Source organism: Enterobacter cloacae complex sp. P6RS, from assembly GCF_014982245.1.
Classification (GTDB): Bacteria; Pseudomonadota; Gammaproteobacteria; order Enterobacterales; family Enterobacteriaceae; genus Enterobacter; species Enterobacter bugandensis.
This window is the reverse complement of sequence record NZ_JADCLB010000003.1, coordinates 186,689-213,020: the sequence shown is the minus strand read 5'-3', so window position 1 is coordinate 213,020 and position 26,332 is coordinate 186,689. Positions and strand designations below refer to the sequence as shown.

Here is a 26,332-nt window from a genome sequence, read left to right as displayed (position 1 = left end):
TTTTTTATTCTTCACTGTCGCCCATCGGCAGCGGCCAGCCGCCCAGACGCTTCCAGCGGTTGACGATCTCACAGAACAGCTCTGCGGTGCGCTCCGTATCGTATAAGGCGGAGTGCGCCTGGGTACCGTCAAACGGTATACCCGCCGTAATGCAGGCTTTGGATAAAACCGTTTGTCCCAGCGCCAGGCCGCTTAGCGCGGCGGTGTCGAAGGTCACGAACGGGTGGAAAGGGTTGCGTTTGAGCGACGCGCGTTCGGCTGCTGCCATGGTAAAGCTGTGATCGAAGGTGGCGTTATGGGCTACCATGATGGCGCGGCTGCAGTTGCTCTCTTTCATGCCTTTACGCACCATTTTAAATATGGCGTGCAGCGCATCATATTCACTGACTGCACCACGCAGCGGGTTATGCGGATCGATACCGTTAAACGCCAGCGCCTCCGGCTGTAAGTTTGCCCCTTCGAAAGGTTCAATGTGGAAATGCAGCGTGGTGTCCGGTGTAAGCCAGCCCTGTTCATCCATCTTCAGCGTGATGGCGGCAATTTCGAGCAGCGCATCGGTTTTAGCGTTAAATCCGGCTGTTTCTACATCAATGACAACGGGATAAAAACCACGAAAACGGTCGCACAGACCGCTAAATTGAGCGTTATCGGACATCAGGGTCTCTTACAAGGGGAAAAAGCAGTGCGCATTATGGCAAATTTTGCAGGGTGATGCAGTAAAACTACGGGCGCATGTTGCGCCCTGAGGGATCAGTTGCCCAGACCGCGACCCGCGTCTTTGGCTTCAATCAGCTCGATCTTGTAACCGTCCGGATCTTCTACAAAGGCAATAACGGTGGTGCCGCCTTTTACCGGGCCGGCTTCGCGCGTGACGTTACCGCCGTTGCTGCGAATGCGTTCACACGCCTCGGCCGCGTTGTCCACTTCCAGCGCGATATGGCCGTAGGCGGTGCCCAGCTCATAGCTGTCCACGCCCCAGTTGTAGGTCAGTTCAATGACCGCTTCATCCGTTTCCGGGCCGTAACCCACGAACGCCAGCGAGTATTTGTATTCCGGGTTTTCGCTGGTGCGCAGCAGCTTCATGCCCAGGACGTTAGTGTAGAAATCGATAGAACGTTGCAGATCGCCAACGCGCAGCATGGTGTGAAGTAGGCGCATAATTTCCTCATTAACCAATGGAATAGACTATTTTTTTGAACAGAAACGATGTTTTAGTATAGCGGCGAAGTGTCGCCGCTATCAATGAACAATGGCGAGATTACAGAGAAGGGTAGTCGGTGTAGCCTTCCGCGCCGCCGCCGTAGAAGCTCTCAGGACGCTGCGGGTTCAGGGCCGCTTTCTGCTGCAGTCGAGCAACCAGATCCGGGTTGGCAATATAGTCGCGGCCAAACGCCACGGCGTCGATCAGCCCTTTATTAATCAGATCTTCGGCTTTCTCAGGGGTATAAGCACCCGCACCGATGATCACCCCGTGGAAGCGCTCGCGCACTTTCTGACGGAAGGCTTCCGTATAAGGCTTACCGCCGGCCCAGTCCGGCTCGGACATGTGCAGATAGGCAATGCCGCGTTTCGCCAGCTCTTCAATCAGATACAGCGCGTCCGCTTCTTCATTCGGACCGTTGTCGACGTTCTGGAACGTACCGATTGGGGAGACGCGGATACCGATACGGTCCGGGCTCCACTCCTGACAAACGGCGTCAACCACTTCCAGCACCAGGCGGGCGCGGTTTTCGACGCTGCCGCCGTACTGGTCGGTGCGATGGTTAGACGACGGTGACAGGAACTGGTGCAGCAGGTAACCGTGCGCGGAGTGCAGCTCAACCAGGTCAAAACCGGCTTCGCGGGCGTTGGCCACGGCCTGACGGAAATCGTTCACGATACCCGGGATCTCATCCAGCTCCAGCGCGCGTGGCGTAGAGGTGTCGACGCGGATCGCGTTACCGTTTTCATCGCGCAGGGAGGTGCGGGTGTTCGCGTTCAGGGCAGACGCTGAAACCGGCGCCTGACCGCCAGGCTGAATGCTGCTGTGGGAGATACGACCGGTATGCCAAAGCTGGACCGCAATGCGACCGTCTTCAGCGTGAACGCCCGCGGTGATTTTCTGCCATGCGGCGATCTGCTCCGGGCTGTGCAGCCCCGGCGCACCCGCATATCCCTTGGCCTGAGCAGAAATTTGCGTGGCTTCAGTGATGATCAGGCCAGAGCTGGCGCGCTGACGATAGTATTCACCCATCAGTGGGGTTGGGATATCACCCGGCTCAATGCTGCGCAGACGGGTAAGCGGAGCCATAAACACGCGGTTTGGCGCGGTGACGGCACCCACTTTTAAGGGGGTAAATAATTTTTCAGCTGACATAACGACTCCTGAGTAGACCAGTCGACTAGTAATAACGTAAATAAAAACGCCTGCTAAGCGCCAGGCGCAGTAATCGTACTTATCACATGTGCCAGCGCGCTTTCGAGCGGCACGGCACTGCGAGAAATTTTAGCCTGCAGGTTGGCGCCTAACCAGAGGGAGTAGAGCACCTGAGCCTGCGTTAAGGGATCCCCGGGGAAGGCGAGCGTATTTTCTTCGCGCCCCTTCGCCAGCGCCTGCGCCAGCAGGGCGATAACGCCGCTGGCGCCTTTATCCATTGCAGTGCGCATATCTTCTGAGAGATCGCACACTTCGGCAGAGAGTTTAACCGTCAGGCATCCGCTGATAATGCCCTTCTGACAGAACTGGTTCAGCGTTTCCTGGTAGTAGTTCAGTACACGATCCCGATAGTTGCCTTCCCCCGTGGCGAAGTGGGTCGCGAGGCGCTGGTGGTAAGCAGCATAGTGCCGCTCCAGCATCGCCACGCCAAAGGCCTCTTTGGACCGAAAGTAGTGATAGAACGACCCTTTCGGTACCTCAGCGGTTTTTAATAGCTCGCTCAACCCCATACCGATGAAGCCGCGGTGCATGCACAGCCGCTCGCCGGTCGCAAGGAGATGTTCTCGCGTGTCGTGTTCAGTATTTCTGCTCATGGATTCACTCTAATAGACCGTTCGGTCTAATGCAAGCGCTGTTACCGGCGACACGCATTCAGAATGTCCAACTGTTGCTGATAAACGCTTGATTTAACGTCCATCATGCCCAGCACCGTCGAGAATAAATTGTCCTGCGAAACCGCATTTTTTGCTGCGTGGTCGCGTAAACACTGCGCGTTGATGCCAAAGTTTTTCGCATAGTCCGGGGACAGCCAGAACATAAACGGAATGTGCGTCTGCTGCTCCGGCGCCAGCATGTACGGCGTGCCGTGCAGATAAATACCGCTTTCACCGAGCGATTCCCCGTGATCCGAGAGGTAAATCAGCGCGGTGTTCATGTTCGCCTGACGGGCTTTCAGCGCATCAATGGTTTTGCTGACCATGCTGTCGGTATACAGGATGGTATTGTCATAGGTGTTCATCAGCGCCTGATGGTCGCAATCCTGAATTTCGTTGGTATCGCAGGTGGGGGTGAATTTACGGAAATTATCCGGGTAACGGCGATAGTACGCCGGGCCGTGGCTGCCCATCAGGTGGATAACCAGCACCGTGTCCTGCTTCAGACCGTCCAGCACGTTGTCCAGGTGATAGAAGTTCACGTCATCAATACAGGACTGGCCTTTGCAGAACTGATCCAGCTTCCACTGCGTCATGTCGGTATGGGGAATACGATCGCAGGCACCTTTACAGCCACCGTCGTTGTCGCGCCACAGGAGGTTGATACCCGCATGGTTGAGCACGTCGAGCAGCCCTTCCTGATGGTGCGCCAGGTCGGCATCGTATTTGCTGCGCGTCATACCGGAGAACATGCACGGAACGGATACAGCGGTTTCAGTGCCGCACGAGGAGGCCTGCGGGAAGTTAATCACATCCTGCTTTTTCAACTCCGGGTTGGTTTCACGCCCGTAGCCATTGAGGGAGTAGTTCGCCGCGCGCGACGCTTCGCCGATGACCAGCACCAGAACGGTTTTCTTCTGCTGACCCGTAATCAGCGCGCCTTTGTGCGCATCTTCGCCAATCCGCACCAGCGTTTGATCGCCGGCAAACCAGCGCATCTTGCTGTATTTCACCACGGCGCTGACGTAGTTCGCCGGAGTGACCATTTTGACGATGCTTTTGTTATTGCGGAACAGCGACGCGTAATCTTTATAAAACACCGCGGCGATAAGAATAATCACCAGCAGGGCACCGAGCATTGCGGCAACACGCGTCAGCAGGGCGTACCACCATTTGCCGGTACGAATGCGGGTCAGCGCCAGCACCAGGGATGGAACAAGACCGGCTATGACAATCCACAGAATCATCTGCGGGGTCACCAGCGCGGTGGCTTCCTGGGAGTTAGTTTCGAACACGTTCACAATCATGTTCTGATCGATGACCGCGCCGTAGGTAAACATAAAGTAAGTTGCCGCAGCGCAACCGACAGTTAAGACGATCATCAGCGGCTTACGGATATACGGGATATTGAGCAGGCTAAATACAATGACCCAGCCACAAAACAGCACCACCGGCACGGATGCGGCGAAGAGAATATCGTGCAGATGCGCAGGGGCAATAATGGCCCAGCTGCGCTGGATAAACAGCCCGTTAAGCAGAGTAAAAAAGAGTGCACAGCCCAGAGTAAATTTTATGTCGTTACATTGTAACTTTTTACTTAACCACATCGATCGTAAAACCTGTCATTGTCATGATGTGGCGAGTATAAATAGGGAAGATTAGTGAAACCTTAATGCCACAAAACTGTGGTAAAGCCCTTGCACGCGGCGCTTTTAGCGTCTTCACTGTAGGTGAGAGAGGTTAACCGGAGGTGAGTGTGGCAGAGCAACTGGAGTTTTTCCCCATCCAGAGCCCGTGCCGGGGGATTTGTCAGTCAGATGAACGCGGTTATTGCCGCGGGTGCATGCGTACCCGTGACGAGCGTTTTAACTGGCAAAACTTCAGCGACACGCAAAAGCAAGAGGTGCTGCGCCTCTGCAGACAGCGACTTCTGCGCAAAATCCGCGCAAACAAAGCCTCTGAGACCGAAGAACCCCAGCAACCTTCACTGTTTTAATGCGGTAATTGCGTATACTCATGACATCACGTCCTTGAGGAAAATGTTATGGTTCAGCGTATTACCCTTGCCCCCCAGGGGCCAGAATTCTCCCGTTTTGTGATGGGCTACTGGCGCCTGATGGACTGGAATATGTCCCCCCTCCAGCTGGCAAGCTTTATTGAAGAGCATATCGATTTAGGGGTAACAACCGTCGATCATGCGGATATTTACGGTGGCTATCAGTGTGAAGCCGCCTTTGGCGAGGCGCTCAAGCTGGTTCCGGCACTCCGGGAGCGCATGGAGATCGTTACCAAATGCGGTATTGCCACCACGGCCAAACCGGAGCATGCCCTCGGCCACTACATCACCGACAGCGCCCATATCATCAAGAGCGCCGAGCAGTCGCTGGTCAATCTGGCAACCGATCGTATCGACCTGCTGCTGATTCACCGTCCGGACCCGCTCATGGATGCCGACGAGGTGGCGGAAGCCTTCCTGAGTCTGCATCAGAGCGGGAAGGTGCGTCACTTCGGCGTCTCCAACTTTACCCCGGCCCAGTTTGCCCTGCTTCAGTCTCGTCTGCCGTTTACGCTCGCCACTAACCAGGTTGAGATCTCCCCGGTGCATCAGCCGCTGCTGCTGGATGGTACGCTCGACCAGCTGCAGCAGCTGCGCATTCGTCCGATGGCCTGGTCGTGCCTCGGCGGTGGACGCCTGTTTAATGATGATGCGTTCCAGCCGCTGCGCAATGAGCTGGAAACCATCGCCCGCGAGCTGAATGCCCAGAGCATAGAGCAGGTGGTTTACGCCTGGATCCTGCGTCTGCCGTCAAAACCGCTGCCGATTATTGGCTCCGGGAAAATTGAACGCGTCCGTTCCGCGCTGGCCGCCGAAGAGCTGCAGATGACCCGCCAGCAGTGGTTCCGCATCCGCAAGGCCGCGCTGGGTTACGACGTGCCTTAAACCGCAAAAAGGTGACTTTCCGGTGAAATCTGTGCCCCTGGTATACACTTAAGGGGCAAAAAATAACCAGCGGAGGTCATATGAAGCGTTTTACTCTGGCATTGGTCACGCTGGTTGTTTGCGCAGGGGCGCAGGCAGCCAGCGACGAAGTAGAAATGAATCTCGTCACCTCACAGGGCGTGGGTCAGTCCATCGGGACGGTGAAAATCACCGAGACCGATAAAGGGCTGGAATTCGCACCCGATCTTAAAGCACTCCCGCCGGGCGAACACGGCTTCCATGTTCATGCCAAAGGGAGCTGTCAGCCAGCCATGAAAGAGGGTAAACCGTCGGCAGCGGAAGCTGCAGGGGGCCACCTCGACCCGCAGAATTCAGGTAAACATGAAGGGCCTGAAGGTATGGGACACCTGGGCGACTTGCCGGTGCTGGTGGTTAACAATGACGGTAAAGCCACGGATCCGGTCGTGGCCCCGCGGCTGAAAAAGCTGGATGAGGTCAAAGGCAAAGCGCTGATGATCCATGTGGGCGGCGATAACATGTCCGATCAGCCTAAACCGCTTGGCGGCGGCGGGGCGCGCTATGCCTGCGGCGTAATCTGATCCCCAATCGTTCCCGGCGGGGGCGCCTGTTCCAGCTGCGACAGCGAGCAGTGCAGGCGCCAGATTATCGAGGCCAAATCGCGGGCTGCGGGAAGATGATGCCGGGCAAGGGTGTCGCAGATCCGCTGCAGTTCAGCCAGCGTGGCCTCCAGAGGCCGCTGCTGAACGCCGCGCTCGCTCATCACATCGCGTAGCAGAGAGATACACACATCACGTACCTGCGACAGCGGATCGGAGCGCGTTTCCCATGCGCGAAGCTGCCAGACCACGTGCGAGCAGTTCAACAGCACCACCCCCCAGCGCAGCAGCCAGCGTCGGGACAGCGCGTCCTGGCTGTTATTTAACTGGCTAACGTGGTGATAAACCAGCGACTCATACTCGCTTTCTTGCAGATGCGGCTTGCGGCTGAGCTGGTCGACAAACCCTCTGCGCAATTCACGGATATGTCGACGGCTTTTGCGTGCGTCAGAGCCGGGACGCAACACCGCGAAGGCCAGCCACGCCAGCCCGACACCAAGAATCTTTGCCAGGTTGTCATTCAGAAAAGCGGCGTAATCATACACCGGCGGATTCGTCACGGAGATAAACGAGCCCATAAAGACAATCAGCTGCCCCCACAGACCCGCCAGTTTCGGCATTTGCAGCTTAAGGAGCTGCATCGTAGTTAACAGCGGAAACAGGAACAGCAGAAACTGCCAGAGATCGCTTATCTGCACCATCAGGCCAAACTTCACCACAAAACTGAACAGTGATAGCAAAACAAGCGTTCGCAGCAGCAGCGTAAGCGAGTTAAACGGCGAGGCCGCGACGGAGTAAAGCACGCAGCTGATAGCGGCAAGCGTTAACGCCGCCGAACCTGACTCCCACTGCGTGGTAATGCTCCACGCCCCCACCAGCATCAGTGCGCTGAAGGTGCGAAAACCGCTCCACAGCGCTTCCAGATAATCGGTGTGACGTGCGAGAGCCGGGCTGCCGGGAACGGCGAACTCCGTGACCGGGGTAGCATTCTCTACCGCCTTAATCCAGCGGCTGCTGCGCAGGTATAGCCGACAAAAGTAATTCAGCCGCTGCCAGAAGGCGCGATGGCGATAATCAAACTCATCCACCGGGGCGAGCGGGGCGATGATCTTCGCGACGGTATAGATGTCCGCATCCGGTCGCGCGAGCGCCGCGAGCAGGGTTTCGATTACCGCGCGGGTGTTTTCTGGCGGTGTCGGCCAGTTGAGCAGCATTCGGCGCAGGCTGGAGATAGCGCTGGTCATGCGCAGCTGCTGGTGCAGTAAATAGTTAAGCAGCGTGTTCTGACGGCGAAAACGGTAATGGCTCCAGAACGCCTGAATTCGCAACAGATTCATGGTCAGGATCTGCCCGATAACCTTTTCATGCGCGAGGCGGATGTCATCGCTGGTATCCGGTTGCCACAGCAGGCTCGCATGTTCCAGCAGCCGGGTATGCATGGTTTTCAGCGCAGTGATAAGCGCAGTGCCGTCAGAGGTGCTGGGCAGGATCATCATCATAAATCCGCCGCAGAGGATCCCGACAATGACTTCGCAGACGCGCGCCTGTGCGATATCCCATAGCTCGGTGGTGTCGAGCACATTGACGACCGGGAAGGCGATAATGGCGGCGGTATAGCCCGCCAGCTGGAAAGCATAGGCCACGTTATTGGTGAAATGGGCGCAGGCCCAGGTACAGCAACCCAGCCATGCCGCCATGCTCAGCAGGAACAGCCACGGATCGTTCAGCGTGTGGCCCGCGATAATTAACGCCGCGGTGGCGCCCAGCAGGCTACCTGCGATACGGCCAAGGCTTTTGCTGATCACCCCGCCAACGGTGGGGAAGCTTACCACCGCCGCGGAGGTCATCGCCCAGTAGGGTTCATCCAGGTTCAGATAATAGGCGACAGTCAGCGCCAGGCACATGGCAATGCCGTTACGCAGCGCGTAGCGCCACTGGGGGCGCGTCGCTTTCATCCACGGCGTGTTTTGCCAGGAGAGCGCCTGCAGCTTCATTAACGGGTTCCGATAGAGACAGTGCAGGTGGTGCCGGAAACCAGCGTGATGTCCTCGGGTAAACGGTCAAACTCCACGCGCACAGGCACGCGTTGAGCCAGGCGCACCCACGGTACGTTCGGCTTGATGTCCGGCACCAGCCCGGAATCCGTTTCAACGCTTTGATCGTAAATGGCGCGGCCAATGCTGGAAACGTGACCCTGTAACTTTTGCGGGCCACTATACAGCGTTATGGCGGCGGGTGCGCCTTCACGGATATGCCGAAGCTTGGTCTCTTCGAAATAGCCCACGACGTAGAACGAGTGGCTGTCGACGAGAGCAAAAACCGGCTGACCGGCGGTGGCATAATTTCCCACCCTGGCGGAGAGGTTGGTCACCCATCCGTCGACGGGGGCGGTGACCACGGTTTGGGTTAACTCCCACTGCGCCTGCTTCAGCGTGGCCTCAGCCACGTTGACGCTTGCCTGCATGGCCTTGACGTTGATATTGGCGGTATCTAAATCTTCCGCGGAGATGTAGTTTTTCGACAGGTGACGGCGGCGATTGGCCTCATTATTGGCCTTTGCAAGGTCAGACTGGGCTTTTGCCAGCTGCGCCTGGGCGTTCAGAATCGCAATGTGATACGGGGTGTCGTCGATGCGGAATAACACCTCTCCCTTTTTAACGTACTGATTATCCTTAACCAGCAGCGTTGTGATACTTCCCGACACCTGGGGGGTGATGCTGACCTGCTCAGCGCGAACTTTGCCGTCACGGGTCCAGGGGGACTGCATATAATAATTCCACAACCACCATCCAGCAGCCAGGGCGAGGACAAGAACGAACAGGGTGGAAAAGTACTTCAGCGTTTTCAGAGGCATATTCACCACACGATCAGAACAGCAAGGCCCAGGCATACGGAGAGGGCAAACAGGGAGAGATCCATCAGCATGGGGTGCCAGATTTCGCCGGAGTACATCCAGTCGCGAAGCAGGCGATGCGCGATGAGCCAGAGAACAAAGCCCACCAGCACGGCTTTAAACAGGGGAGGAAAGTAGACTGACGCACCGAAGATCAGGTCCTGAAGGGGTAAACCTTCTGAGCGATGAAAAAAGATCACAGGCAGAAATCCTTTGCAGTGAACAGAATGCCGCGTTGGCTTGTCTGAGTATGAAGAAGCATCATAATTCAGTGTAAGTCATACTTTTGAGTCCGATGAATGCAGTATTGCATTTGTTTTGCCAATACAAATGCTGCACACTATTCTAAAATCAGTATAATAACTTAGCAAGCTAATTATAAGGAGATGAAATTGGAATCGCCATTAGGTTCTGATCTGGCAAGGTTGGTACGCGTCTGGCGTGCTCTGATTGACCATCGCCTGAAACCTCTGGAACTGACGCAGACGCATTGGGTCACGTTGCACAACATTCATCAGCTGCCGCCCGACCAGTCGCAAATTCAACTGGCTAAAGCGATAGGCATTGAGCAACCGTCGCTGGTGCGCACGCTTGACCAACTGGAAGAGAAGGGACTGATCTCCCGGCAAACCTGCGCCAGCGATCGTCGCGCCAAGCGCATTAAGCTGACGGAGAAAGCGGCGCCTATCATCACTGAAATGGAAGCGGTGATCACCAAAACGCGCGGTGAAATCCTTTCAGGGGTTTCACCGACGGAGCTGGAAATGCTCATCAGCCTCATTGCGCGCCTTGAGCAAAACATTCACGAGCTACAGTCTCGCGACTGACCAGACAACACGGCCTTGCATCTGCAAGGCCTTGTTTTTACTTAAAGACAACGACGCGGTTACGGCCCGTCTCTTTCGCTTCATACATCGCCTTATCGGCACTTTCCACGCACGCTTCTGCGCTTACCGACGAAGAGGTTGCCGTAAACACCCCCATGCTGATGGTAATCGGCTCTGGTAACTGACCCTCGCTGCTAATTTTATCAAAACCGCTTAGCTTCAACCGAATGCGCTCCGCCACCTGATATGCGTCTTCTGCGGAGGTGTTTGCCAGCATCAGGACAAACTCTTCGCCGCCGATTCGCGCTGCGATATCCTGCGGACGTACGGAGTCCATCAGCAGATTGGCGACAAACTGCAGGACTTTATCTCCCTGCAGGTGACCGTAGTTGTCGTTGATACGCTTGAAACGATCGAGATCGCTGACGATAACCGAAACCGGGCGGCTGGGTTTGGCGATGCCCAGCGCCTGGTTTAACGATTCATAAAAATAGCTACGGTTATAAAGGCGCGTGAGCGGATCGCGAATCGAATTTTGATACGACTGCTGATACTTCAAATGGGAGTCACGATACAACCTGAAGACATCATAGAGCAGCACAAAAATAATAATCAGCGTCGCGACGGTTTCAAATAATCGGGCGCGATACCAGGATATATCTTCTGCATGTCCGCCTACCAACAGCATAGAGAGCGTGACGACATAGCAGACACACAGAAAATTACCGCCTACCCAGAACAGATTACGCACGCGCGTAATAAACATCAGCGTGGCTAGTGTCACGACCCAGAGAACGATTAATGAAATATTAATGCTGTGGCTCCAGAGAACCATAAACTGCCGCGTTTCATTATCAACCAGATCGAGGGATAAAAACGGGGAATGGCTGGAATACATCCAGGCCAGAATCACCATACATGCGGTAAAAAGAAATGAACCGCTAACGATGATGATATGCGCCAGCCGTGAAAGGGGCAGATTGCGCGTGGGATAAAGTAATGCCGAAACGATCATCAGCACCGCCATTAAGAGGTGGCGGAACATATAGTAGATCATCGCATCGTTGTAGTTCACAACGTTGAACTGATAGAGATCCAGCCATGCCGGAAAGCTGGTCAATGTTCCGACCATCAGCAAGGCCGAACCGGCAAAGGCAAATGAGATGGCAATCAGATAGAGCCGCCGCTTATCACACCAGTATTTCATTGCCATAAAACAGGCAATAAACAGGTGAAACACGAGTAAAAAAATGGTGAGTGTGGGGAACAAAAGAGGCGAAAAGGACGGAACCCAGTCAACCAGTTTTGAAAATAAAGCCTGTAATATTCCGATGACGACAAAGCAACCGAAACAGAACGAGATATAACGACCTTTTACAGAACGACTATTCGCAAGCATATAAAGTTATACAAATTAAAATAATTATGAAGAGATGATTGCGAAGAGTTTAATCAATTAGCACGCTAAATACTTTGCGCAGAAACAATATATGGCGCGTTTAATAATGTGTGAGATGAATGTATTCTGTAAATATATTTGTGAGAGTGATATATATTGTAAATGGATGTGGCCTGATGACCACATCCATTTTTAATTAACGCGGAGAAACGGTAACCTGGCTGCCGTTGCTCGCCAGCACGACGCGTTGACCCGCAGAGAAGCGGGTGTTGCCCTGCTTCTGAACAACCATAATGGTGCTGCCGTCGTCTTTACGAATTTCCAGCTCTACGCCCTGGGTTTTGTTCATCGCGCCCTGAACGCCCTGACCCGCGACACCACCCGCTACAGCCCCCGCTGCGGTTGCCAGAGAACGGCCCGTGCCGCCGCCAACGGTATTACCCAGGAAACCACCCAGTACAGCACCGCCGATTGCGCCCATCACGTTGTTTTCATCACCACCCTGAATTTGTACAGGACGGGCGTTAACAACGGTACCGTAAGTCACGCTTTGAACCTGTTTTGCTTCAGAAGCGCTGTAAACGTCGCCAGACAGCGAGCTGTCGTTCACACAGCCAGCCAGGGTTAAACCAATCAGCGAAACGCCCAGTACACGTACAATCATTTGAATCTCCTGTTCACCAAAAACGCCCATCTGGAGGCATCCGTTATGGCTAAATTATATGGCATAAAGAGCCATAGTTCATATCTTTGCACTAACAATAAGAAAATTGTACTTGAATTTGACTTAACGAGACATAAACAGGAGCCACTCGCCATACCGGCAAGACATTGTTAAAAAATATTATCGTCGGATGGCAAAGGAGCGCTGTTTATGGTTGAGTGGATATCCTTAGCCCACGCAACGTAAGGAAAGCGCATGAAATCGGGTCGCTACATTGGTGTGATGTCGGGCACCAGTCTGGATGGGGTAGATGTCGTTCTGGCCGCCATTGACGAACATATGGTGGCACAGCAGGCGAGCCTGACCTGGCCAATCCCCCTTTCGCTGAAAGAGGACGTTCTGAGCATCTGTCAGGGGCAGCAGTTAACCCTCTCCCAGCTTGGTCAACTTGATGTTCGGCTGGGGGCGCTGTTTGCGGATGCGGTGCAGGCGTTAATGCAAAAAGAACACCTTCGTCCCCAGGATGTGGTCGCCATCGGGTGTCACGGACAAACCGTCTGGCATGAGCCGACTGGCGACGCGCCGCATACGTTGCAAATCGGCGATAACAACCAGATTGTGGCGAAGACGGGCGTAACGGTCGTCGGGGATTTTCGTCGCCGCGATATTGCCCTTGGCGGCCAGGGCGCGCCGCTGGTGCCTGCCTTCCATCAGGCGTTGCTGGCGCACCCTACAGAACGCCGCATGGTGCTCAACATAGGCGGGATTGCTAACCTCTCGATGCTTATTCCGGGGCAGCCCGTTCGCGGCTACGATACCGGCCCGGGGAATATGTTAATGGATGCCTGGATCTGGCGGCAGTGCGGTCAACCATATGATAAAAACGCCGAGTGGGCGAGCGAGGGTAAAGTGGTTCTCCCGCTGCTGCAGTCCATGCTCAGCGACCCTTATTTTGCCTTACCGGCGCCGAAAAGCACGGGACGAGAATACTTCAACTTTGGCTGGCTCGAGCGCCAGCTTGCGCTGTTCCCGGCACTCGCCCCGCAGGATGTCCAGGCGACGCTTGCCGAATTAACGGCCGTGTCGATCTCTGAGCAAGTGCTTCTCAGCGGCGGCTGCGAACGCCTGCTGGTGTGCGGCGGGGGAAGCCGAAACCCGCTGGTGATGGCGCGTCTTGCCGGGCTGCTGCCGGGCACCGAGGTGACGACGACGGACGAGGCTGGCATCAGCGGGGATGATATGGAAGCGCTGGCTTTCGCCTGGCTTGCCTGGCGCACCATCGCCGGGCTGCCAGGGAATTTGCCGTCGGTAACCGGCGCGCGCGAGGCCAGCGTCCTCGGGGCGATTTTCCCTGCAAATCCTCGTCATAATCAGAGTTAACTGAAATTCAGCGCGGCGCCTCGTCGTTAGAATGGAATAAAACAGGGGGGCAGCCATGCCCTCCAGGACCAGGAAAGTCTTCGGAATACGCCCATGAAAAAACTTCTTCTTATTGCCGCGCCTTTATTGCTGTCAGGATGCAGCGTCTATAACCAGTTCCTTGAGCGCATGCAGACCGATACGCTGGAGTATCGCTGCGATGAAAAACCGCTGACCGTGAAGCTGAATAACCCGCGTCAGGAAGCCAGCTTCGTTTACGATAACAAGCTGCTAACCCTTAAACAGGGTATCTCGGCCTCCGGGGCGCGTTATTCGGACGGCATCTATGTCTTCTGGTCGAAAGGCGACAGCGCCACGGTCTACAAACGCGACCGCATTGTGCTGAACAACTGCCAGCTTGAAAATCCGAAGCGTTGAGATTTTTACAGGGGCGGCGCACAATAGCGCCACCCAATCTCAAGATCAGTTAACGCCATGTCAGATAACGACGAACTGCAGCAAATTGCGCATCTGCGCCGTGAATACACCAAAGGCGGCCTGCGTCGCCAGGATCTTCCCGCTGAACCCCTCGTGCTTTTTGAGCGCTGGCTGAAACAGGCCTGCGACGCGAAGCTGGCCGACCCAACGGCCATGGTCGTCGCGACGGTAGATGAAAACGGTCAACCGTATCAGCGCATCGTCTTGCTTAAGCATTACGACGAGAAAGGGCTGGTGTTCTATACCAATCTGGGCAGCCGCAAGGCGCACCACTTAGAAAACAACCCGCGCATCAGCCTGCTGTTCCCGTGGCACATGCTGGAACGTCAGGTGATGGTCACCGGTAAAGCGGAACGTCTCTCGACCCTTGAGGTGGTGAAGTATTTCCACAGCCGCCCGCGCGACAGCCAGATTGGCGCCTGGGTATCAAAACAGTCCAGCCGGATCTCTGCCCGTGGCGTGCTGGAAAGTAAATTCCTGGAGCTGAAACAGAAGTTCCAGCAGGGGGAAATTCCGCTGCCGAGCTTCTGGGGCGGCTTCCGCATTCCGATTGAGCAGATGGAATTCTGGCAAGGCGGTGAGCATCGCCTGCATGACCGCTTTTTATACCAGCGCGAGAATGGCGGCTGGAAAATCGACAGACTGGCCCCGTAATCCCCGAAATTTGTTGATTTAAGCGCTAGCGCACACCGCGCTTGCGCTTTATTCTATGGTCCTTTCGCATCAGGCGAAAAGTCGTGTACCGGCAAAGGTGCAGTCGTTTATACATGGAGAATTTGATGGCAAGCAGTAACTTGATTAAACAATTGCAAGAGCGGGGCCTCGTGGCCCAGGTGACGGACGAGGAAGCGTTAGCAGAGCGACTGGCGCAAGGCCCGATCGCGCTCTATTGCGGCTTCGATCCCACCGCTGACAGCTTGCATTTGGGGCATCTTGTTCCATTGTTATGCCTGAAACGCTTCCAGATGGCGGGCCATAAGCCTGTTGCCCTGGTGGGCGGCGCGACCGGTCTGATTGGTGACCCGAGCTTTAAAGCCGCGGAGCGTAAGCTGAACACCGAAGATACCGTGCAGGAGTGGGTGGATAAGATCCGCAAACAGGTTGCACCGTTCCTCGACTTCAACTGTGGTGATAACTCTGCCATTGCTGCTAACAACTACGACTGGTTTGGCGGCATGAACGTGCTGACCTTCCTGCGTGACATCGGCAAGCACTTCTCTGTTAACCAGATGATTAACAAAGAAGCGGTCAAGCAGCGTCTGAACCGTGACGATCAGGGTATCTCCTTTACCGAGTTCTCCTACAACCTGCTGCAGGGCTATGACTTTGCCTGCCTGAACAAGCTGCACGGCGTCTCTCTGCAGATCGGCGGCTCTGACCAGTGGGGGAACATCACCTCCGGTATCGACCTGACCCGTCGTCTGCATCAGAACCAGGTCTTTGGCCTGACCGTTCCACTGATCACCAAAGCAGACGGCACCAAATTCGGTAAAACCGAAGGCGGCGCGGTATGGCTCGATCCGAAGAAAACCAGCCCGTACAAATTCTATCAGTTCTGGATCAACACGGCGGACGCCGATGTTTACCGCTTCCTGAAGTTCTTCACCTTCATGGACATTGCAGAGATCAATGCGCTGGAAGAGGAAGATAAGAACAGCGGTAAAGCGCCGCGTGCCCAGTACGTGCTGGCGGACGAAGTGACCAAACTGGTTCATGGTGAAGAGGGTCTGGCCGCGGCAAAACGCATCACCGCAAGCCTGTTCAACGGTACGCTGAGCGATCTGAGCGAAGCGGACTTCGAACAGCTGGCGCAGGACGGCGTGCCGATGGTTGAGATGGAAAAAGGAGCTGACCTGATGCAGGCGCTGGTGGACTCTGAGCTCCAGCCTTCCCGTGGTCAGGCGCGTAAAACCATCGCCTCCAACGCTATCACCATCAACGGTGAAAAGCAGGCTGATCCGGAATACACCTTCGTTGACGGCGATCGTCTGTATGGCCGCTACACGCTACTGCGCCGCGGTAAGAAAAACTACTGTCTGGTCTGCTGGAAGTAAGTAAAAGTCTCGAGGGGCGTGGGAAACCACGCCCTTTTTGTTTGTTCAGGGTTTGGTAAGAAAAAGATGAAGAACATCCTCGCCATTCAGTCCCACGTTGTGTTTGGACATGCTGGCAATAGCGCAGCGGAATTCCCGATGCGCCGCCTCGGTGCCAACGTCTGGCCTCTCAATACCGTGCAGTTCTCTAACCACACGCAATACGGCAAATGGACCGGCTGCGTGATGCCGCCTTCGCACCTCACAGAGGTTGTGCAGGGTATTGCGGATATCGACCAGCTCAAGCGCTGCGACGCCGTTCTGAGCGGCTACCTCGGCTCAGCGGAGCAGGGGGAACACATCCTCGGCATCGTGCGTCAGGTGAAAGCGGCAAACCCGGCGGCAAAATATTTCTGCGACCCCGTCATGGGACACCCGGAGAAAGGCTGCATTGTGGCGCCTGGCGTAGCGGAATTTCACGTTCGCCATGCGCTGCCCGCCAGCGATATCATTGCGCCCAACCTGATTGAGCTGGAGATCCTCTGCGAGCATCCGGTTAACAGCGTAGAAGAGGCTGTACGCGCGTCTCGCGAGCTGATAGCCCAGGGGCCGGAGATTGTGCTGGTAAAACATCTCGCCCGCGCAGGGCTGACCCAGGAGCGTTTTGAGATGCTGCTGGTGACGAAAGATGACGCATGGCATATCAGCCGTCCGCTGGTGGATTTCGGCACGCGTCAGCCGGTGGGCGTGGGTGATGTGACCAGCGGGCTACTGCTGGTGAAACTGTTGCAGGGGGCAACGGTGAGAGACGCGCTGGAGCACGTGACGGCAGCGGTGTACGAAATCATGATTGCGACGAAACAGATGCAGGAATATGAACTGCAGGTGGTCGCGGCACAGGATCGTATCGCGAAGCCGGAGCACTATTTCAGCGCCACACGGCTATAATCGTCCTGAGTTCGTAGGCCGGGTGAGCGTCAGCGCCACCCGGCAACAGAGACGCCTCGCTTAATTCAACCCTTCCGCTTTTAGCGCCGCAGCCACAGCTGGACGCTCCGCCACGCGCGCCATATACGATGCGATATGGTCCAACCCTTCCAGGTTCAGCTTAACCGCACGCGCCCAGCGCAGTACGGTAAACAGGTACGCGTCGGCAATGGTGAAGCGTGAACCGCAAATCCACTGATCGTCTTTCAGCGATTCGTTAACATACTGCAGCTTTTTCTCCAGCAGAGCTCGCACGGTCGGCTTGTACTCTTCCGGCGTATCCGGGCGGAAGAGGGGGGTAAAACCTTTGTGCAGCTCGGTGGCGATATAGTTCAACCACTCCAGCGTTTTATAACGTGCGACGCTGCCGGTAGGGGCAAGGAGCTGGCGATCCGGTACGTTGTCCGCCAGGAATTGCATAATCGCCACGCCTTCGGTCAGCAGAGTTCCGTCATCCAACAGCAGGGCCGGAACCTGCCCTTTTGGGTTAATCGCAAAAAAGTCATCCCCGTTTTCCAGGCGCTTTTTCATCAGATCAACGCCATCCAGCGTGAAATCTTTGCCGCTCTCGCGCAGGGTGATATGGGAAGCAAGAGAGCACGCGCCCGGTTTGTAGAACAGTTTCATCGGTAACTCCTTTTTGCTGAGGTTTCAGCTATGTTAGTGCGCGAATGGACAAAAAAAAAGCCGCTAATCTCTTAGCGGCTTCTGTTCTGTCGTTTCTCTCAAATATCACGCGGTAGCGGTTTTGTTCGCTTCCGCCGTCTTGTCGTCGTCCTGAGTCATTCGATTCAGTTTCGGCGCGGTCAGCAGCATCAGCGCCGCGATAACCGCCGTAGCGATACCAATCTGCATGAACACGGTACCGTAGACGTTCAGGGAGAGCAGCGGATCGGTCACGTTTTCTGGCACAGCCATCAGGTTCGCGATCTTACCGGCGATGATAGCCGCACCGGCAGTGGTCAGGAACCAGCTACCCATAATGAAGCCCATCAGACGCTGTGGAACCAGCTGTGCAACCATCGCCAGACCCAGACCGGAGATCATCAGTTCGCCGATAGACTGCAGCGCGTAGCTCAGGATCAGCCAGTTAACGGACACGATACCGGCGTCGGACGCAAACTTAGTCCCCAGCGGCAGCACCAGGAACGCACCAGAACAGAGCACCATACCCACCGCGAACTTGTGCGGCATTGGCAGACGATCGCCCATCTTGTTATAGATTGCGGCCAGAATCGGGGAACCGATCATGATCCAGAAGGGGTTCAGCGCCTGGAACTGCTCGGGTTCGAATGCGATACCCAGGATAGAGTGCTCAACGTTACGAATAGCGAAGAAGTTCAGAGAGGTTGGCATCTGGCTGTACAGCACGAAGAAGATAATCGCTTCCAGCATCAGAATGAACGCCACAATCATCTTACGACGGGCTGCACCCTTCATTGCGAATGCTTCTTTTGCGAAGATGACCACGATGCCCAGCGCAACTACGCCCAGAACGGCACGAGCGATACCCTGGTTGTGCAGCAGCCAGGTGGCGATCGCCGCCAGGACGACAACGCCCACGATGGTAGCCAGCAGCTTGCCCATGTGGACAGGCTCGAAGTCAGGTTTTGAACCGTAGTCTTTCACCCAGTTGCGGCAGAACAGGAAGTTTACCACGGTGATCAGCATACCCACGAAGCTCAGCGCAAACGCCACGCTCCAGCCGAATTTCGCGGCCAGCCATGGGGTTGCCAGCATGGAAAAGAAGGAACCGATGTTGATGGACATGTAGTACATGGTAAATGCACCGTCCAGACGTGGGTCATCTTTGCTGTAGCAGGTTGAGAGCAGGGAAGACGGGTTCGCTTTGAACAGGCCGTTACCTACGGCGATGGTTGCCATGCCCATGTAGACCACAGCCGCATCATGTCCTGACCATGCAACCAGACCATAGCCAATAGCCAGAACAATGGCACCCAGCATAATGACGCGCTTAGTACCGAGAACTTTATCACCCAGCCAGCCGCCGATAGCAACCAGACCGTAAACGAGGGCACTAAAGGAGGAGAACAGCGTGATGGAATCGGCTTCGGACATACCCAGCTGTTTAACCAGGTAAACCGCCATGATCCCTTGCAGGCCGTAGTAACCAAAACGCTCCCATAACTCGATAGAGAAGATGAGATAAAACGCTTTCGGTTGTTTAAAAGCGTTCAGACTCACGCTTTCATCTGTTGGTTTATTGTTTGCAGTCGACACATATACCTCTTTTTTTACATCCCATATTAACGGGGGTGTTCATAGCGTGATGGCCGTAGCCCATCCGCCTTATAGTTATATTGGGAGGAGAAACGGCGGGTAATGTTCACTATCCTGCCCCGTCTGGCAATACGTTTGTAATAATCTGTTACATATATCTTGAGCGGTATAATTGTCGGTTTCTACAAATGTTATTTAGCGTTAAATTTTATACGATAACTAAAGGTAGTTTTTTCGACTGGTATACACCCAGTGCGATGGGGTTTTGGCGATATGTTCTGCTATTTGCCGCTTGTTGTAGTGATATAGCCCATATTCTGAAAAATAGCTGGTCTTATCTTCCGGCTAAACGCATTTAAATCTTGCCCGGCAAAGGGTTTGCGATGACTTTGACTACAAAAAATCAACATGACGTTATCAGAGTGATCGCGATCACAGATGTATAGAAATTTTTGGCTATGAAAAAAGTATTAACCTGTTTGAGCGTTATAGAGCCGAACAAGTGACAAGTCAGAAGAAAGTAAGAGCGGACAAATAACGGCCAAAAGAAGAACGAACGGTAGCCCTTCTTTTGGCAAGGGATTATGACGGTCAGGGATAGACTTTTTCTTTATATTCGCAGAGATCTTCAATAACGCAGGAGCCGCAGCGCGGCTTTCGGGCTATGCAGGTATAACGACCGTGCAAAATCAGCCAGTGGTGGCAGTCAACCTTGAATTCGGCAGGAACCACTTTTAACAGCTTCTCTTCTACCTGCTCGACATTTTTCCCTGGGGCGAAGTTGGTCCGGTTTGAGACCCGGAATATATGCGTATCAACGGCGATGGTCGGCCAGCCAAACGCGGTATTGAGCACAACGTTCGCGGTTTTACGCCCCACGCCCGGCAAGGCTTCCAGCGCGGCGCGATCTTCCGGTACTTCGCCTCCGTGCTGTTCCAGCAGGATCCGACAGGTCTTAATTACGTTCTCGGCTTTGCTGTTAAACAGGCCGATTGTTTTGATATAGGACTTCACGCCTTCCACGCCCAGCTCCAGCATGGCCTTCGGCGTATTGGCGACCGGATAGAGCAGGGCAGTGGCTTTATTGACGCTCACGTCGGTCGCCTGCGCAGAGAGCAACACCGCGATCAGCAGCTCAAACGAGGAGGTAAAATTCAGCTCCGTCGTCGGGTGCGGGTTCTCGTCCCGCAGACGGGTCAGGATCGCAATGCGCTTTTCTTTATTCATGAGGCCTTCTCGGGTGTCCCTTCCAGAACGCTGCGCTCAGCCGCGCGGCGCTTACGTTTCTCATCAATCAGGTATTTTATCGCCAGCATCATGCCGAGGCCAATAAACGCGCCGGGCGGCAGCATCGCCAGCAGGAACGGTGTATCGGTGTGAAACACCTCAACGCGCAGCGCTTTAGCCCAGCCGCCCAGCAGCGCATCTGCGCCGTCGAACAGCGTACCGTTGCCGAGGATTTCACGCAGCGAGCCCAGCACGAACATGGCGCACGTGGCGCCCATGCCAATGGAAAAACCATCCAGCGCCGACATGGCCGGGCTGTTTTTCACTGCGAACGCTTCCGCACGACCGACCACGATACAGTTGGTGACGATAAGAGGAATGAAGATCCCGAGCGACTGGTACAGACCAAACGCGTAGGCGTTAATCAGCATCTGGACGACGCTCACCACCGACGCAATGATCATCACGTAAATCGGAATACGAATTTCCGACGGCGTCCAGCGTCGCAGGGCAGAGATGGAGAGGTTGGTCAGGGTCAATACCAGCGTGGTTGCCAGACCCAGACCGAGCGCGTTGGTGGCGGTGGATGTCACCGCTAGCAGGGGGCACATACCCAGAAGCTGTACCAGCGCGGAGTTGTTCTTCCACAATCCCTGGACAATAACCTCTTTAACCTGGCTCATGATTACTCTCCACAGGCCGGAAGATTGTTGATCTGCGCGGGCAGCGTTTCAGCGTACAGCCCGGCTCGTTTTACGGCGTTTACTACCGCCCGCGGCGTGATGGTTGCGCCAGTGAACTGGTCAAACTCGCCACCGTCTTTCTTCACCGCAAACGCGGTGTCATCTTCACCATGGATGACTTTACCGGCAAAGTGCAAAATCCAGTCGCTTAAACGCGTTTCGATTTTATCGCCCAGGCCCGGCGTTTCATGATGCTCCGTCACGCGGGTGCCCAGCACGGTGCCGGAGAAATCGCTGCCCACGAGCAGTTGAATGGCACCGGAATAGCCGTCAGGCGCGGTCGCTTCCATCACCGCGCCAACCGGTTTATCCCCTTTGCGGGCGATAAAGAGGCGGTGCGGGCCTTTCCCAAGCTGCGGCGCGTCTACCACAAAGCAGCTTTTTTGCAGGTCATTATCGTAGAAATCGGACGGGATCACCTGATCGAACAGCGCCTTTTGCTGCTTCGAGGCCTGTTCTTCGATGGTCGTTTTGGTCAACGCATTAACCAGTGCCGTCAGCCCCGTCAGAACCGCGGCGAAGACAGCCAGCGTGACGCCGTGTTTTTGCATCGTTTTTAACATGGCGAAACCCTTAGCGATGGCCGTACACGCGCGGACGCGTGTAATAGTCGATGAGCGGAACGGTAATGTTGGCGAGCAGGACGGCAAAGGCCACGCCGTCCGGGTAGCCGCCAAAGCTGCGGATGAGCCAAACCAGCAGGCCAGCCAGCGCGCCGAAGATCAGGCGTCCGCGGTTAGTCGTTGAGGCCGTCACCGGATCCGTCAGGATAAAGAAGGCACCCAGCATGGTCGCGCCGGAGAGCAGGTGCATCTGCGGGCTGGCCAGGGATTCAGGAGAGAATACCCAGCCCAGCGTGGCGCAGACCGTCAGCGTCACGAGGAAGCTGACCGGAATATGCCAGCGGATGGCCTTCTGCTGCAACAGGAACAGGCCGCCCAGCAGATACGCCAGGTTGACCCACTGCCAGCCAGCTCCTGCCAGCACGCCGCTGTAGATGGCCGATTTCATAATTTGCTCAACGCTGTGCCCGGCATGCAGGGACGTTTTAAACGTATCGAGCGGCGTCGCCTGGCTGATACCGTCCACGCCCATACGCAGCGCGTTCATATCCGCACCGAGTGCGGTATGGCCGGTGAAGATCACGTGCAGAGCATCCATGAAGCCCGGAACCGTGGCTGCAATCTCGTGCGGGGGCAGCCAGCTGGTCATCTGTACCGGGAAGGAGATCAGCAGCACCACGTAGCCGATCATCGCCGGGTTAAACGGGTTATGGCCCAGTCCGCCATAGAGCTGTTTGGCAATAATCACGGCAAAAACGGTGCCGAGTACCACCATCCACCACGGGGCAAACGGCGGAATACTGATCGCCAGCAGCAGGCCGGTGAGTAGCGCGGAGTTATCGGCCAGAATGCGGGAGACCGCCGCCTTGCGCAACTTAAGCACAAGGGCTTCCGCCGCTAAGGCGCTGGTACAGCCCAGGATTATCTGGAACAGGGTCCCCCAGCCGAAAAACCAGCACTGAACGGCAATGCCCGGCAGCGCCGCCAGGCAGACCAGCATCATGATGCGCGATGTCTGGCGCTGATTGTGGGTGTAAGGGGAGCTTGCGATTCTGAAAACCATTTAATCCTCGTTAACTGCTTGCTGTGCGGCTTTCTTTGCCTGAACGCGCGCAATGGCGGCGGCGACGGCGGCCTTGCGCGGGTCATCGTTGGCGGCCTGCGGCTGCTCTTCCTGCTGCGCCGCCTTACGGGCTTTGGCGCGGGCAATCGCCGCTTCAACGGCGGCTTTACGTGGGTCGACCGGTGCTTCAGGTTCTGCGGCTGGCGCCTGCTGCGCTGCTCTGCGCGCTTTGGCGCGGGCAATCGCCGCTTCAACGGCCGCTTTGCGAGGGTCGACCGCTTCCTGCTCAACCACCACGCTTCGCTCAACGGCTTTGCGGGCTTTGGCGCGGGCTATCGCCGCCTCAACGGCGGCTTTACGCGGGTCGATCTCCGCCTCTGCCTGGACCGTTTGCGCTTTTTCAGCCTGACGGGCGCGTGCCTGAGCTTTACGCGCTTCACGCGCCGCAATGGCTTCGCTGTTGTCCGGCTTCTCGCCAGCCGGGATCACCACTGGCTGCGCCGCGGTGGCTTTTTTCTCGCGAACGCGCGCCAGAGCAGCGTTAATCGCATCCTGATCTTTCTCGCCAGGCTGAACGGCGGCCTGCTTATGGCGCTCCTGACGGGCGATTTTTTCGCGTTCCAGTCGCGCCTGGCGCGCTTCAAAGCGCGCTTTGGCTTCTGCGGCGCGCTTTTCTTCCATGGAGATGGCATAAATTTCAGCCTTCTCCTGGCGGAAATACTGCACCAGAGGAATGTTGCTAGGGCAGACCCAGGCGCAGGCACCGCATTCGATGCAGTCGGCCAGGTTATGGGCTTTCGCCTTGTCGTGCAGTTGGCCTTTGCTGTACCAGTACAGCTGCTGCGGGAGCAGATCCGCCGGGCAGGCGTCGGCGCAGGCGCTGCAGCGAATACAGCCTTTCTCTTCCTGCTCTTCACCCATCTCGGTCGGGGAAGGCGCGAGCAGGCAGTTGGTGATTTTAACCACCGGCACATCGAGCCACGGCAGGGTAAAGCCCATCAGGGGGCCGCCCATGATCACCATCTGATCGCTGCCCGGGCAAAAGTCAGCCTGCTCCAGCAGGTGACGCACCGGTGTACCCAGACGTGCCCAGACGTTGCCCGGACGAGAGACCGCTTCCCCGGTCAGCGTCACCACGCGCTCGGTCAGCGGCTCGCCGTCGATCACCGCGCGCTTCACGGCGTACGCGGTGCCCACGTTCTGCATCAGCACGCCGATATCCGAAGAGCGTCCGCCGTGCGGGACCTGCTTGCCGGTGAGGATCTGTGTCAGCTGTTTAGCACCGCCAGAGGGGTACTTGGTCGGAATGACGCGCAGGCTGATATCATGGCTACCGGCCAGCACGGCGCGCAGCATCGAGATAGCCTGCGGTTTATTGTCTTCGATACCAATCAGCACTTCCCGCGGCTGCAGAATGTGCGCAAGGATGCGGATGCCTTCCACCACCTGGGCGGCGCAATCCTGCATCAGACGATCGTCGGCGGTGATGTACGGTTCGCATTCGGCGGCGTTGATAATCAGCGTCTGAATGTTATCGCCACCGCCGCGCAGCTTGACGCCGGTCGGGAAGCCCGCGCCGCCAAGCCCGGCCACGCCGAACTGATGAATGCGCTCGATGAGCGCTTCGCGGCTCTGGCTGCGGTAGTCGCTCCAGCCGTCACGGTCAATCCAGCGGTCTTCGCCGTCGGCTTCAATAATCACGCTCAGTTCCGACAGCGCGGACGGATGCGCCACCGTATGCGGCGCAATGGCGACCACCTTACCGGAGGTGGGGGCGTGTACCGGCAGCATACGTCCGCGTCCGAAGGTCAGCGGCTGACCGCGCAGCACCGTATCGCCTTCTTTCACGCACAGCTCGCCCTCAGCGCCAATATGCTGCTTGAGCGGCATGACGTAACGCGTCGCCAGCGGAATTTGACGCAGCGGCGTGCCGTTGGACTGGGTTTTCATCTCTGGCGGATGGATACCGCCGTCAAAGTCCCAGATCTTCTCTTTTCTGAAAGCAGAAAATAACTTAAGCATGTTGTTCCACAGGAATATTGCGAACCGGAATGGTTTGAAGATCCCACTTCCAGCTTTCGGTAGTCGTTTCAACCGGGCGCAGCTCTATACATTGCGTCGGGCAGGGGGCCACGCAGAGGTTACAGCCGGTGCAGAGATCCGCCACAACGGTGTGCATGGCGCGCGTTGCGCCAACAATGGCGTCGACCGGACAGGCCTGAATACATTTGGTGCAGCCGATGCAGTTCGCTTCGTCGATCACCGCGAGGGCGCGAACCGGCTCCTGGACTTCCGCATCGCCATCAACGGGCTGCGGATCGACGTTAAGCAGGGCGGCAATTTTCAGCATCACCGCTTCGCCGCCGGGCGCACAGCGGTTAATTTTTTCACCCTGAATGCCTACCGCTTCAGCGTAAGGGCGGCAGCCCGGGTAGCCGCACTGTCCACACTGACTTTGCGGCAAAAGCTCATCAATTTTTTCAACAACAGGATCGTCCTCTACCGCGAAACGGCGGGAGGCGTAACCCAGGATAAGGCCAAACACCAACCCCAGGACGCTGATAGAGGCGATGGCAATCCAGATAGCACTCATTACAACTTCACCAGACCACTAAAGCCCATAAAGGCCAGAGACATTAAACCCGCAGTCACCAGCGCAATCGCGTTACCGCGGAAGGGCGCAGGAATATCTGCTGCTGCCAGGCGCTCGCGAATAGAGGCAAACAGCACCATGACCAGGGAGAAACCGACGGCCGCAGAAAAACCATACAGCGCCGATTGCATAAAATTATGGCCAAGGTTGATGTTCAGCAGCGCCACGCCGAGAACGGCGCAGTTGGTGGTGATCAGCGGCAGGAAGATACCCAGCAGGCGATAGAGCGCCGGGCTGGTTTTGCGCACCACCATTTCGGTAAATTGCACTACCACCGCAATGACCAGAATAAACGCCAGCGTGCGGAGATAGATTAACCCCAGCGGGATGAGGATCCAGGTGTCAATCAACCACGCGCAGATGGACGCCAGCGTCATGACGAAGGTCGTCGCCAGCCCCATGCCCATCGCCGTTTCCAGCTTTTTGGACACGCCCATAAACGGGCACAGGCCAAGGAACTTCACCAGAACGAAGTTGTTAACCAGCACGGTGCCGACAAAGAGCAGTAAGTAATCGGTCATTATTTAGCCTGAAATAAAAAAGCCGCCTATTATC

28 protein-coding genes are annotated in these 26,332 nt (G+C 56.0%); 9 read left to right on the top strand and 19 right to left on the bottom strand.

From position 1 onward, the window contains the following. Positions 1–4: 4 nt before the first annotated feature. The 5 genes from rnt to eptA all read right to left on the bottom strand — a co-directional run bounded on the left by rnt (position 5) and on the right by eptA (position 4,676). Positions 5–655, bottom strand: a complete 651-nt coding sequence (rnt, locus tag INF73_RS02015; RefSeq protein WP_028012894.1) for a ribonuclease T — start codon at positions 653–655, stop codon at positions 5–7. A 95-nt stretch (positions 656–750) separates the two neighbouring features. Next, positions 751–1,158 (bottom strand): lactoylglutathione lyase, encoded by a 408-nt coding sequence (gene gloA, locus INF73_RS02010; RefSeq protein WP_013096923.1) that lies wholly within the window; start codon positions 1,156–1,158, stop codon positions 751–753. A 100-nt stretch (positions 1,159–1,258) separates the two neighbouring features. Beyond that, a complete protein-coding gene (locus INF73_RS02005; RefSeq protein WP_028012895.1) occupies positions 1,259–2,356 on the bottom strand; it encodes an alkene reductase in 1,098 nt (365 codons plus the stop codon). 53 nt (positions 2,357–2,409) lie between these two features. Next, a complete protein-coding gene (locus INF73_RS02000; protein WP_193542436.1) occupies positions 2,410–3,009 on the bottom strand; it encodes a TetR/AcrR family transcriptional regulator in 600 nt (199 codons plus the stop codon). A 41-nt stretch (positions 3,010–3,050) separates the two neighbouring features. Continuing rightward, positions 3,051–4,676, bottom strand: a complete 1,626-nt coding sequence (gene eptA, locus INF73_RS01995) for a phosphoethanolamine transferase EptA (RefSeq protein WP_193542434.1) — start codon at positions 4,674–4,676, stop codon at positions 3,051–3,053. A gap of 149 nt (positions 4,677–4,825) precedes the next feature. On the opposite strand from eptA, the gene INF73_RS01990 reads away from it, so the two are divergent. The 3 genes from INF73_RS01990 to sodC all read left to right on the top strand — a co-directional run bounded on the left by INF73_RS01990 (position 4,826) and on the right by sodC (position 6,609). Continuing rightward, positions 4,826–5,065, top strand: a complete 240-nt coding sequence (locus tag INF73_RS01990) for a DUF1289 domain-containing protein (protein WP_045630183.1) — start codon at positions 4,826–4,828, stop codon at positions 5,063–5,065. Positions 5,066–5,113: 48 nt separating this feature from the next. After that, positions 5,114–6,010, top strand: a complete 897-nt coding sequence (locus tag INF73_RS01985; protein WP_028012899.1) for an aldo/keto reductase family oxidoreductase — start codon at positions 5,114–5,116, stop codon at positions 6,008–6,010. A gap of 80 nt (positions 6,011–6,090) precedes the next feature. Then, entirely contained in the window at positions 6,091–6,609 is a 519-nt protein-coding gene (gene sodC / locus INF73_RS01980; RefSeq protein WP_028012900.1) for a superoxide dismutase [Cu-Zn] SodC, read from the top strand. On the opposite strand, the gene INF73_RS01975 is transcribed toward sodC, so the two are convergent. From INF73_RS01975 to INF73_RS01965, 3 genes are read right to left on the bottom strand one after another with little or no spacing between them, the layout of a single operon-like run. Beyond that, positions 6,588–8,621 (bottom strand): FUSC family protein, encoded by a 2,034-nt coding sequence (locus INF73_RS01975; RefSeq protein ID WP_041910337.1) that lies wholly within the window; start codon positions 8,619–8,621, stop codon positions 6,588–6,590. The genes sodC and INF73_RS01975 overlap by 22 nt on opposite strands. Beyond that, entirely contained in the window at positions 8,621–9,481 is an 861-nt protein-coding gene (locus INF73_RS01970; RefSeq protein WP_045261497.1) for an HlyD family secretion protein, read from the bottom strand. Before INF73_RS01970 ends, INF73_RS01975 begins: the two co-directional genes overlap by 1 nt. A 2-nt stretch (positions 9,482–9,483) precedes the next feature. Continuing rightward, positions 9,484–9,720 (bottom strand): DUF1656 domain-containing protein, encoded by a 237-nt coding sequence (locus tag INF73_RS01965; RefSeq protein ID WP_028012903.1) that lies wholly within the window; start codon positions 9,718–9,720, stop codon positions 9,484–9,486. A gap of 186 nt (positions 9,721–9,906) precedes the next feature. Here INF73_RS01965 and slyA point away from each other — a divergent pair, with 186 nt between their 5' ends. Then, on the top strand, positions 9,907–10,347 hold the full coding sequence (gene slyA, locus INF73_RS01960) for a transcriptional regulator SlyA (protein WP_028012904.1): 441 nt from the start codon (positions 9,907–9,909) through the stop codon (positions 10,345–10,347). 37 nt (positions 10,348–10,384) lie between these two features. On the opposite strand, the gene INF73_RS01955 is transcribed toward slyA, so the two are convergent. Further along, complete coding sequence (locus INF73_RS01955) at positions 10,385–11,746, bottom strand: GGDEF domain-containing protein (RefSeq protein ID WP_047368413.1); 1,362 nt, start codon at positions 11,744–11,746, stop codon at positions 10,385–10,387. 196 nt (positions 11,747–11,942) lie between these two features. Further along, the gene (gene slyB, locus INF73_RS01950; RefSeq protein WP_028012906.1) at positions 11,943–12,410 is read right to left on the bottom strand and encodes an outer membrane lipoprotein SlyB; all 468 of its coding nucleotides are present in this window, start codon (positions 12,408–12,410) and stop codon (positions 11,943–11,945) included. Positions 12,411–12,665: 255 nt separating this feature from the next. Here slyB and anmK point away from each other — a divergent pair, with 255 nt between their 5' ends. From anmK to pdxY, 5 genes are all read left to right on the top strand, one after another. Next, positions 12,666–13,790 (top strand): anhydro-N-acetylmuramic acid kinase, encoded by a 1,125-nt coding sequence (gene anmK, locus INF73_RS01945; RefSeq protein WP_193541367.1) that lies wholly within the window; start codon positions 12,666–12,668, stop codon positions 13,788–13,790. A gap of 93 nt (positions 13,791–13,883) precedes the next feature. Next, positions 13,884–14,207, top strand: coding sequence for a C-type lysozyme inhibitor (gene mliC, locus INF73_RS01940; protein ID WP_028012908.1), 324 nt, complete (start codon positions 13,884–13,886; stop codon positions 14,205–14,207). 57 nt (positions 14,208–14,264) lie between these two features. After that, the gene (pdxH, locus tag INF73_RS01935) at positions 14,265–14,921 is read left to right on the top strand and encodes a pyridoxamine 5'-phosphate oxidase (RefSeq protein WP_028012909.1); all 657 of its coding nucleotides are present in this window, start codon (positions 14,265–14,267) and stop codon (positions 14,919–14,921) included. Between the two features lie 125 nt (positions 14,922–15,046). Continuing rightward, complete coding sequence (gene tyrS / locus INF73_RS01930) at positions 15,047–16,321, top strand: tyrosine--tRNA ligase (protein WP_028012910.1); 1,275 nt, start codon at positions 15,047–15,049, stop codon at positions 16,319–16,321. Between the two features lie 66 nt (positions 16,322–16,387). Next, entirely contained in the window at positions 16,388–17,248 is an 861-nt protein-coding gene (gene pdxY / locus INF73_RS01925; protein ID WP_048956288.1) for a pyridoxal kinase PdxY, read from the top strand. A 60-nt stretch (positions 17,249–17,308) separates the two neighbouring features. Here the strand turns inward: pdxY and gstA are convergent, their stop codons facing one another. The 9 genes from gstA to rsxA form a co-directional block, all read right to left on the bottom strand. Then, entirely contained in the window at positions 17,309–17,914 is a 606-nt protein-coding gene (gstA, locus tag INF73_RS01920) for a glutathione transferase GstA (protein WP_028012912.1), read from the bottom strand. Between the two features lie 105 nt (positions 17,915–18,019). Continuing rightward, the gene (gene dtpA / locus INF73_RS01915) at positions 18,020–19,528 is read right to left on the bottom strand and encodes a dipeptide/tripeptide permease DtpA (protein ID WP_028012913.1); all 1,509 of its coding nucleotides are present in this window, start codon (positions 19,526–19,528) and stop codon (positions 18,020–18,022) included. Between the two features lie 591 nt (positions 19,529–20,119). Then, entirely contained in the window at positions 20,120–20,755 is a 636-nt protein-coding gene (gene nth / locus INF73_RS01910; RefSeq protein WP_059356960.1) for an endonuclease III, read from the bottom strand. Next, positions 20,752–21,438 (bottom strand): electron transport complex subunit E, encoded by a 687-nt coding sequence (locus INF73_RS01905; RefSeq protein WP_023311374.1) that lies wholly within the window; start codon positions 21,436–21,438, stop codon positions 20,752–20,754. The genes nth and INF73_RS01905 overlap by 4 nt, the downstream gene beginning before the upstream one ends. 2 nt (positions 21,439–21,440) lie before the next feature. Continuing rightward, positions 21,441–22,061 (bottom strand): electron transport complex subunit RsxG, encoded by a 621-nt coding sequence (gene rsxG / locus INF73_RS01900; RefSeq protein ID WP_193541365.1) that lies wholly within the window; start codon positions 22,059–22,061, stop codon positions 21,441–21,443. A gap of 10 nt (positions 22,062–22,071) precedes the next feature. Then, entirely contained in the window at positions 22,072–23,124 is a 1,053-nt protein-coding gene (gene rsxD, locus INF73_RS01895) for an electron transport complex subunit RsxD (RefSeq protein WP_193541363.1), read from the bottom strand. Further along, on the bottom strand, positions 23,125–25,146 hold the full coding sequence (gene rsxC, locus INF73_RS01890; protein WP_193541361.1) for an electron transport complex subunit RsxC: 2,022 nt from the start codon (positions 25,144–25,146) through the stop codon (positions 23,125–23,127). After that, a complete protein-coding gene (rsxB, locus tag INF73_RS01885) occupies positions 25,139–25,717 on the bottom strand; it encodes an electron transport complex subunit RsxB (protein ID WP_032640037.1) in 579 nt (192 codons plus the stop codon). The genes rsxC and rsxB overlap by 8 nt, the downstream gene beginning before the upstream one ends. Beyond that, complete coding sequence (gene rsxA / locus INF73_RS01880; RefSeq protein ID WP_032657707.1) at positions 25,717–26,298, bottom strand: electron transport complex subunit RsxA; 582 nt, start codon at positions 26,296–26,298, stop codon at positions 25,717–25,719. Before rsxA ends, rsxB begins: the two co-directional genes overlap by 1 nt. Between the last annotated feature and the right edge of the window lie 34 nt (positions 26,299–26,332).

Coding starts and splice junctions, on each gene's coding strand:
- INF73_RS01970 (WP_045261497.1), bottom strand. CDS start 9,481: ATGCCTCTGAAAACGCTGAAGTACTTTTCCACCCTGTTCGTTCTTGTC.
- slyB (WP_028012906.1), bottom strand. CDS start 12,410: ATGATTGTACGTGTACTGGGCGTTTCGCTGATTGGTTTAACCCTGGCT.
- nth (WP_059356960.1), bottom strand. CDS start 20,755: ATGAATAAAGAAAAGCGCATTGCGATCCTGACCCGTCTGCGGGACGAG.
- rnt (WP_028012894.1), bottom strand. CDS start 655: ATGTCCGATAACGCTCAATTTAGCGGTCTGTGCGACCGTTTTCGTGGT.
- mliC (WP_028012908.1), top strand. CDS start 13,884: ATGAAAAAACTTCTTCTTATTGCCGCGCCTTTATTGCTGTCAGGATGC.
- rsxD (WP_193541363.1), bottom strand. CDS start 23,124: ATGGTTTTCAGAATCGCAAGCTCCCCTTACACCCACAATCAGCGCCAG.
- gloA (WP_013096923.1), bottom strand. CDS start 1,158: ATGCGCCTACTTCACACCATGCTGCGCGTTGGCGATCTGCAACGTTCT.
- INF73_RS01905 (WP_023311374.1), bottom strand. CDS start 21,438: ATGAGCCAGGTTAAAGAGGTTATTGTCCAGGGATTGTGGAAGAACAAC.
- anmK (WP_193541367.1), top strand. CDS start 12,666: ATGAAATCGGGTCGCTACATTGGTGTGATGTCGGGCACCAGTCTGGAT.
- rsxA (WP_032657707.1), bottom strand. CDS start 26,298: ATGACCGATTACTTACTGCTCTTTGTCGGCACCGTGCTGGTTAACAAC.
- INF73_RS01975 (WP_041910337.1), bottom strand. CDS start 8,621: ATGAAGCTGCAGGCGCTCTCCTGGCAAAACACGCCGTGGATGAAAGCG.
- rsxG (WP_193541365.1), bottom strand. CDS start 22,061: ATGTTAAAAACGATGCAAAAACACGGCGTCACGCTGGCTGTCTTCGCC.
- rsxB (WP_032640037.1), bottom strand. CDS start 25,717: ATGAGTGCTATCTGGATTGCCATCGCCTCTATCAGCGTCCTGGGGTTG.
- sodC (WP_028012900.1), top strand. CDS start 6,091: ATGAAGCGTTTTACTCTGGCATTGGTCACGCTGGTTGTTTGCGCAGGG.
- INF73_RS02005 (WP_028012895.1), bottom strand. CDS start 2,356: ATGTCAGCTGAAAAATTATTTACCCCCTTAAAAGTGGGTGCCGTCACC.
- pdxY (WP_048956288.1), top strand. CDS start 16,388: ATGAAGAACATCCTCGCCATTCAGTCCCACGTTGTGTTTGGACATGCT.
- eptA (WP_193542434.1), bottom strand. CDS start 4,676: ATGTGGTTAAGTAAAAAGTTACAATGTAACGACATAAAATTTACTCTG.
- gstA (WP_028012912.1), bottom strand. CDS start 17,914: ATGAAACTGTTCTACAAACCGGGCGCGTGCTCTCTTGCTTCCCATATC.
- INF73_RS01985 (WP_028012899.1), top strand. CDS start 5,114: ATGGTTCAGCGTATTACCCTTGCCCCCCAGGGGCCAGAATTCTCCCGT.
- slyA (WP_028012904.1), top strand. CDS start 9,907: ATGAAATTGGAATCGCCATTAGGTTCTGATCTGGCAAGGTTGGTACGC.
- pdxH (WP_028012909.1), top strand. CDS start 14,265: ATGTCAGATAACGACGAACTGCAGCAAATTGCGCATCTGCGCCGTGAA.
- INF73_RS02000 (WP_193542436.1), bottom strand. CDS start 3,009: ATGAGCAGAAATACTGAACACGACACGCGAGAACATCTCCTTGCGACC.
- INF73_RS01955 (WP_047368413.1), bottom strand. CDS start 11,746: ATGCTTGCGAATAGTCGTTCTGTAAAAGGTCGTTATATCTCGTTCTGT.
- tyrS (WP_028012910.1), top strand. CDS start 15,047: ATGGCAAGCAGTAACTTGATTAAACAATTGCAAGAGCGGGGCCTCGTG.
- rsxC (WP_193541361.1), bottom strand. CDS start 25,146: ATGCTTAAGTTATTTTCTGCTTTCAGAAAAGAGAAGATCTGGGACTTT.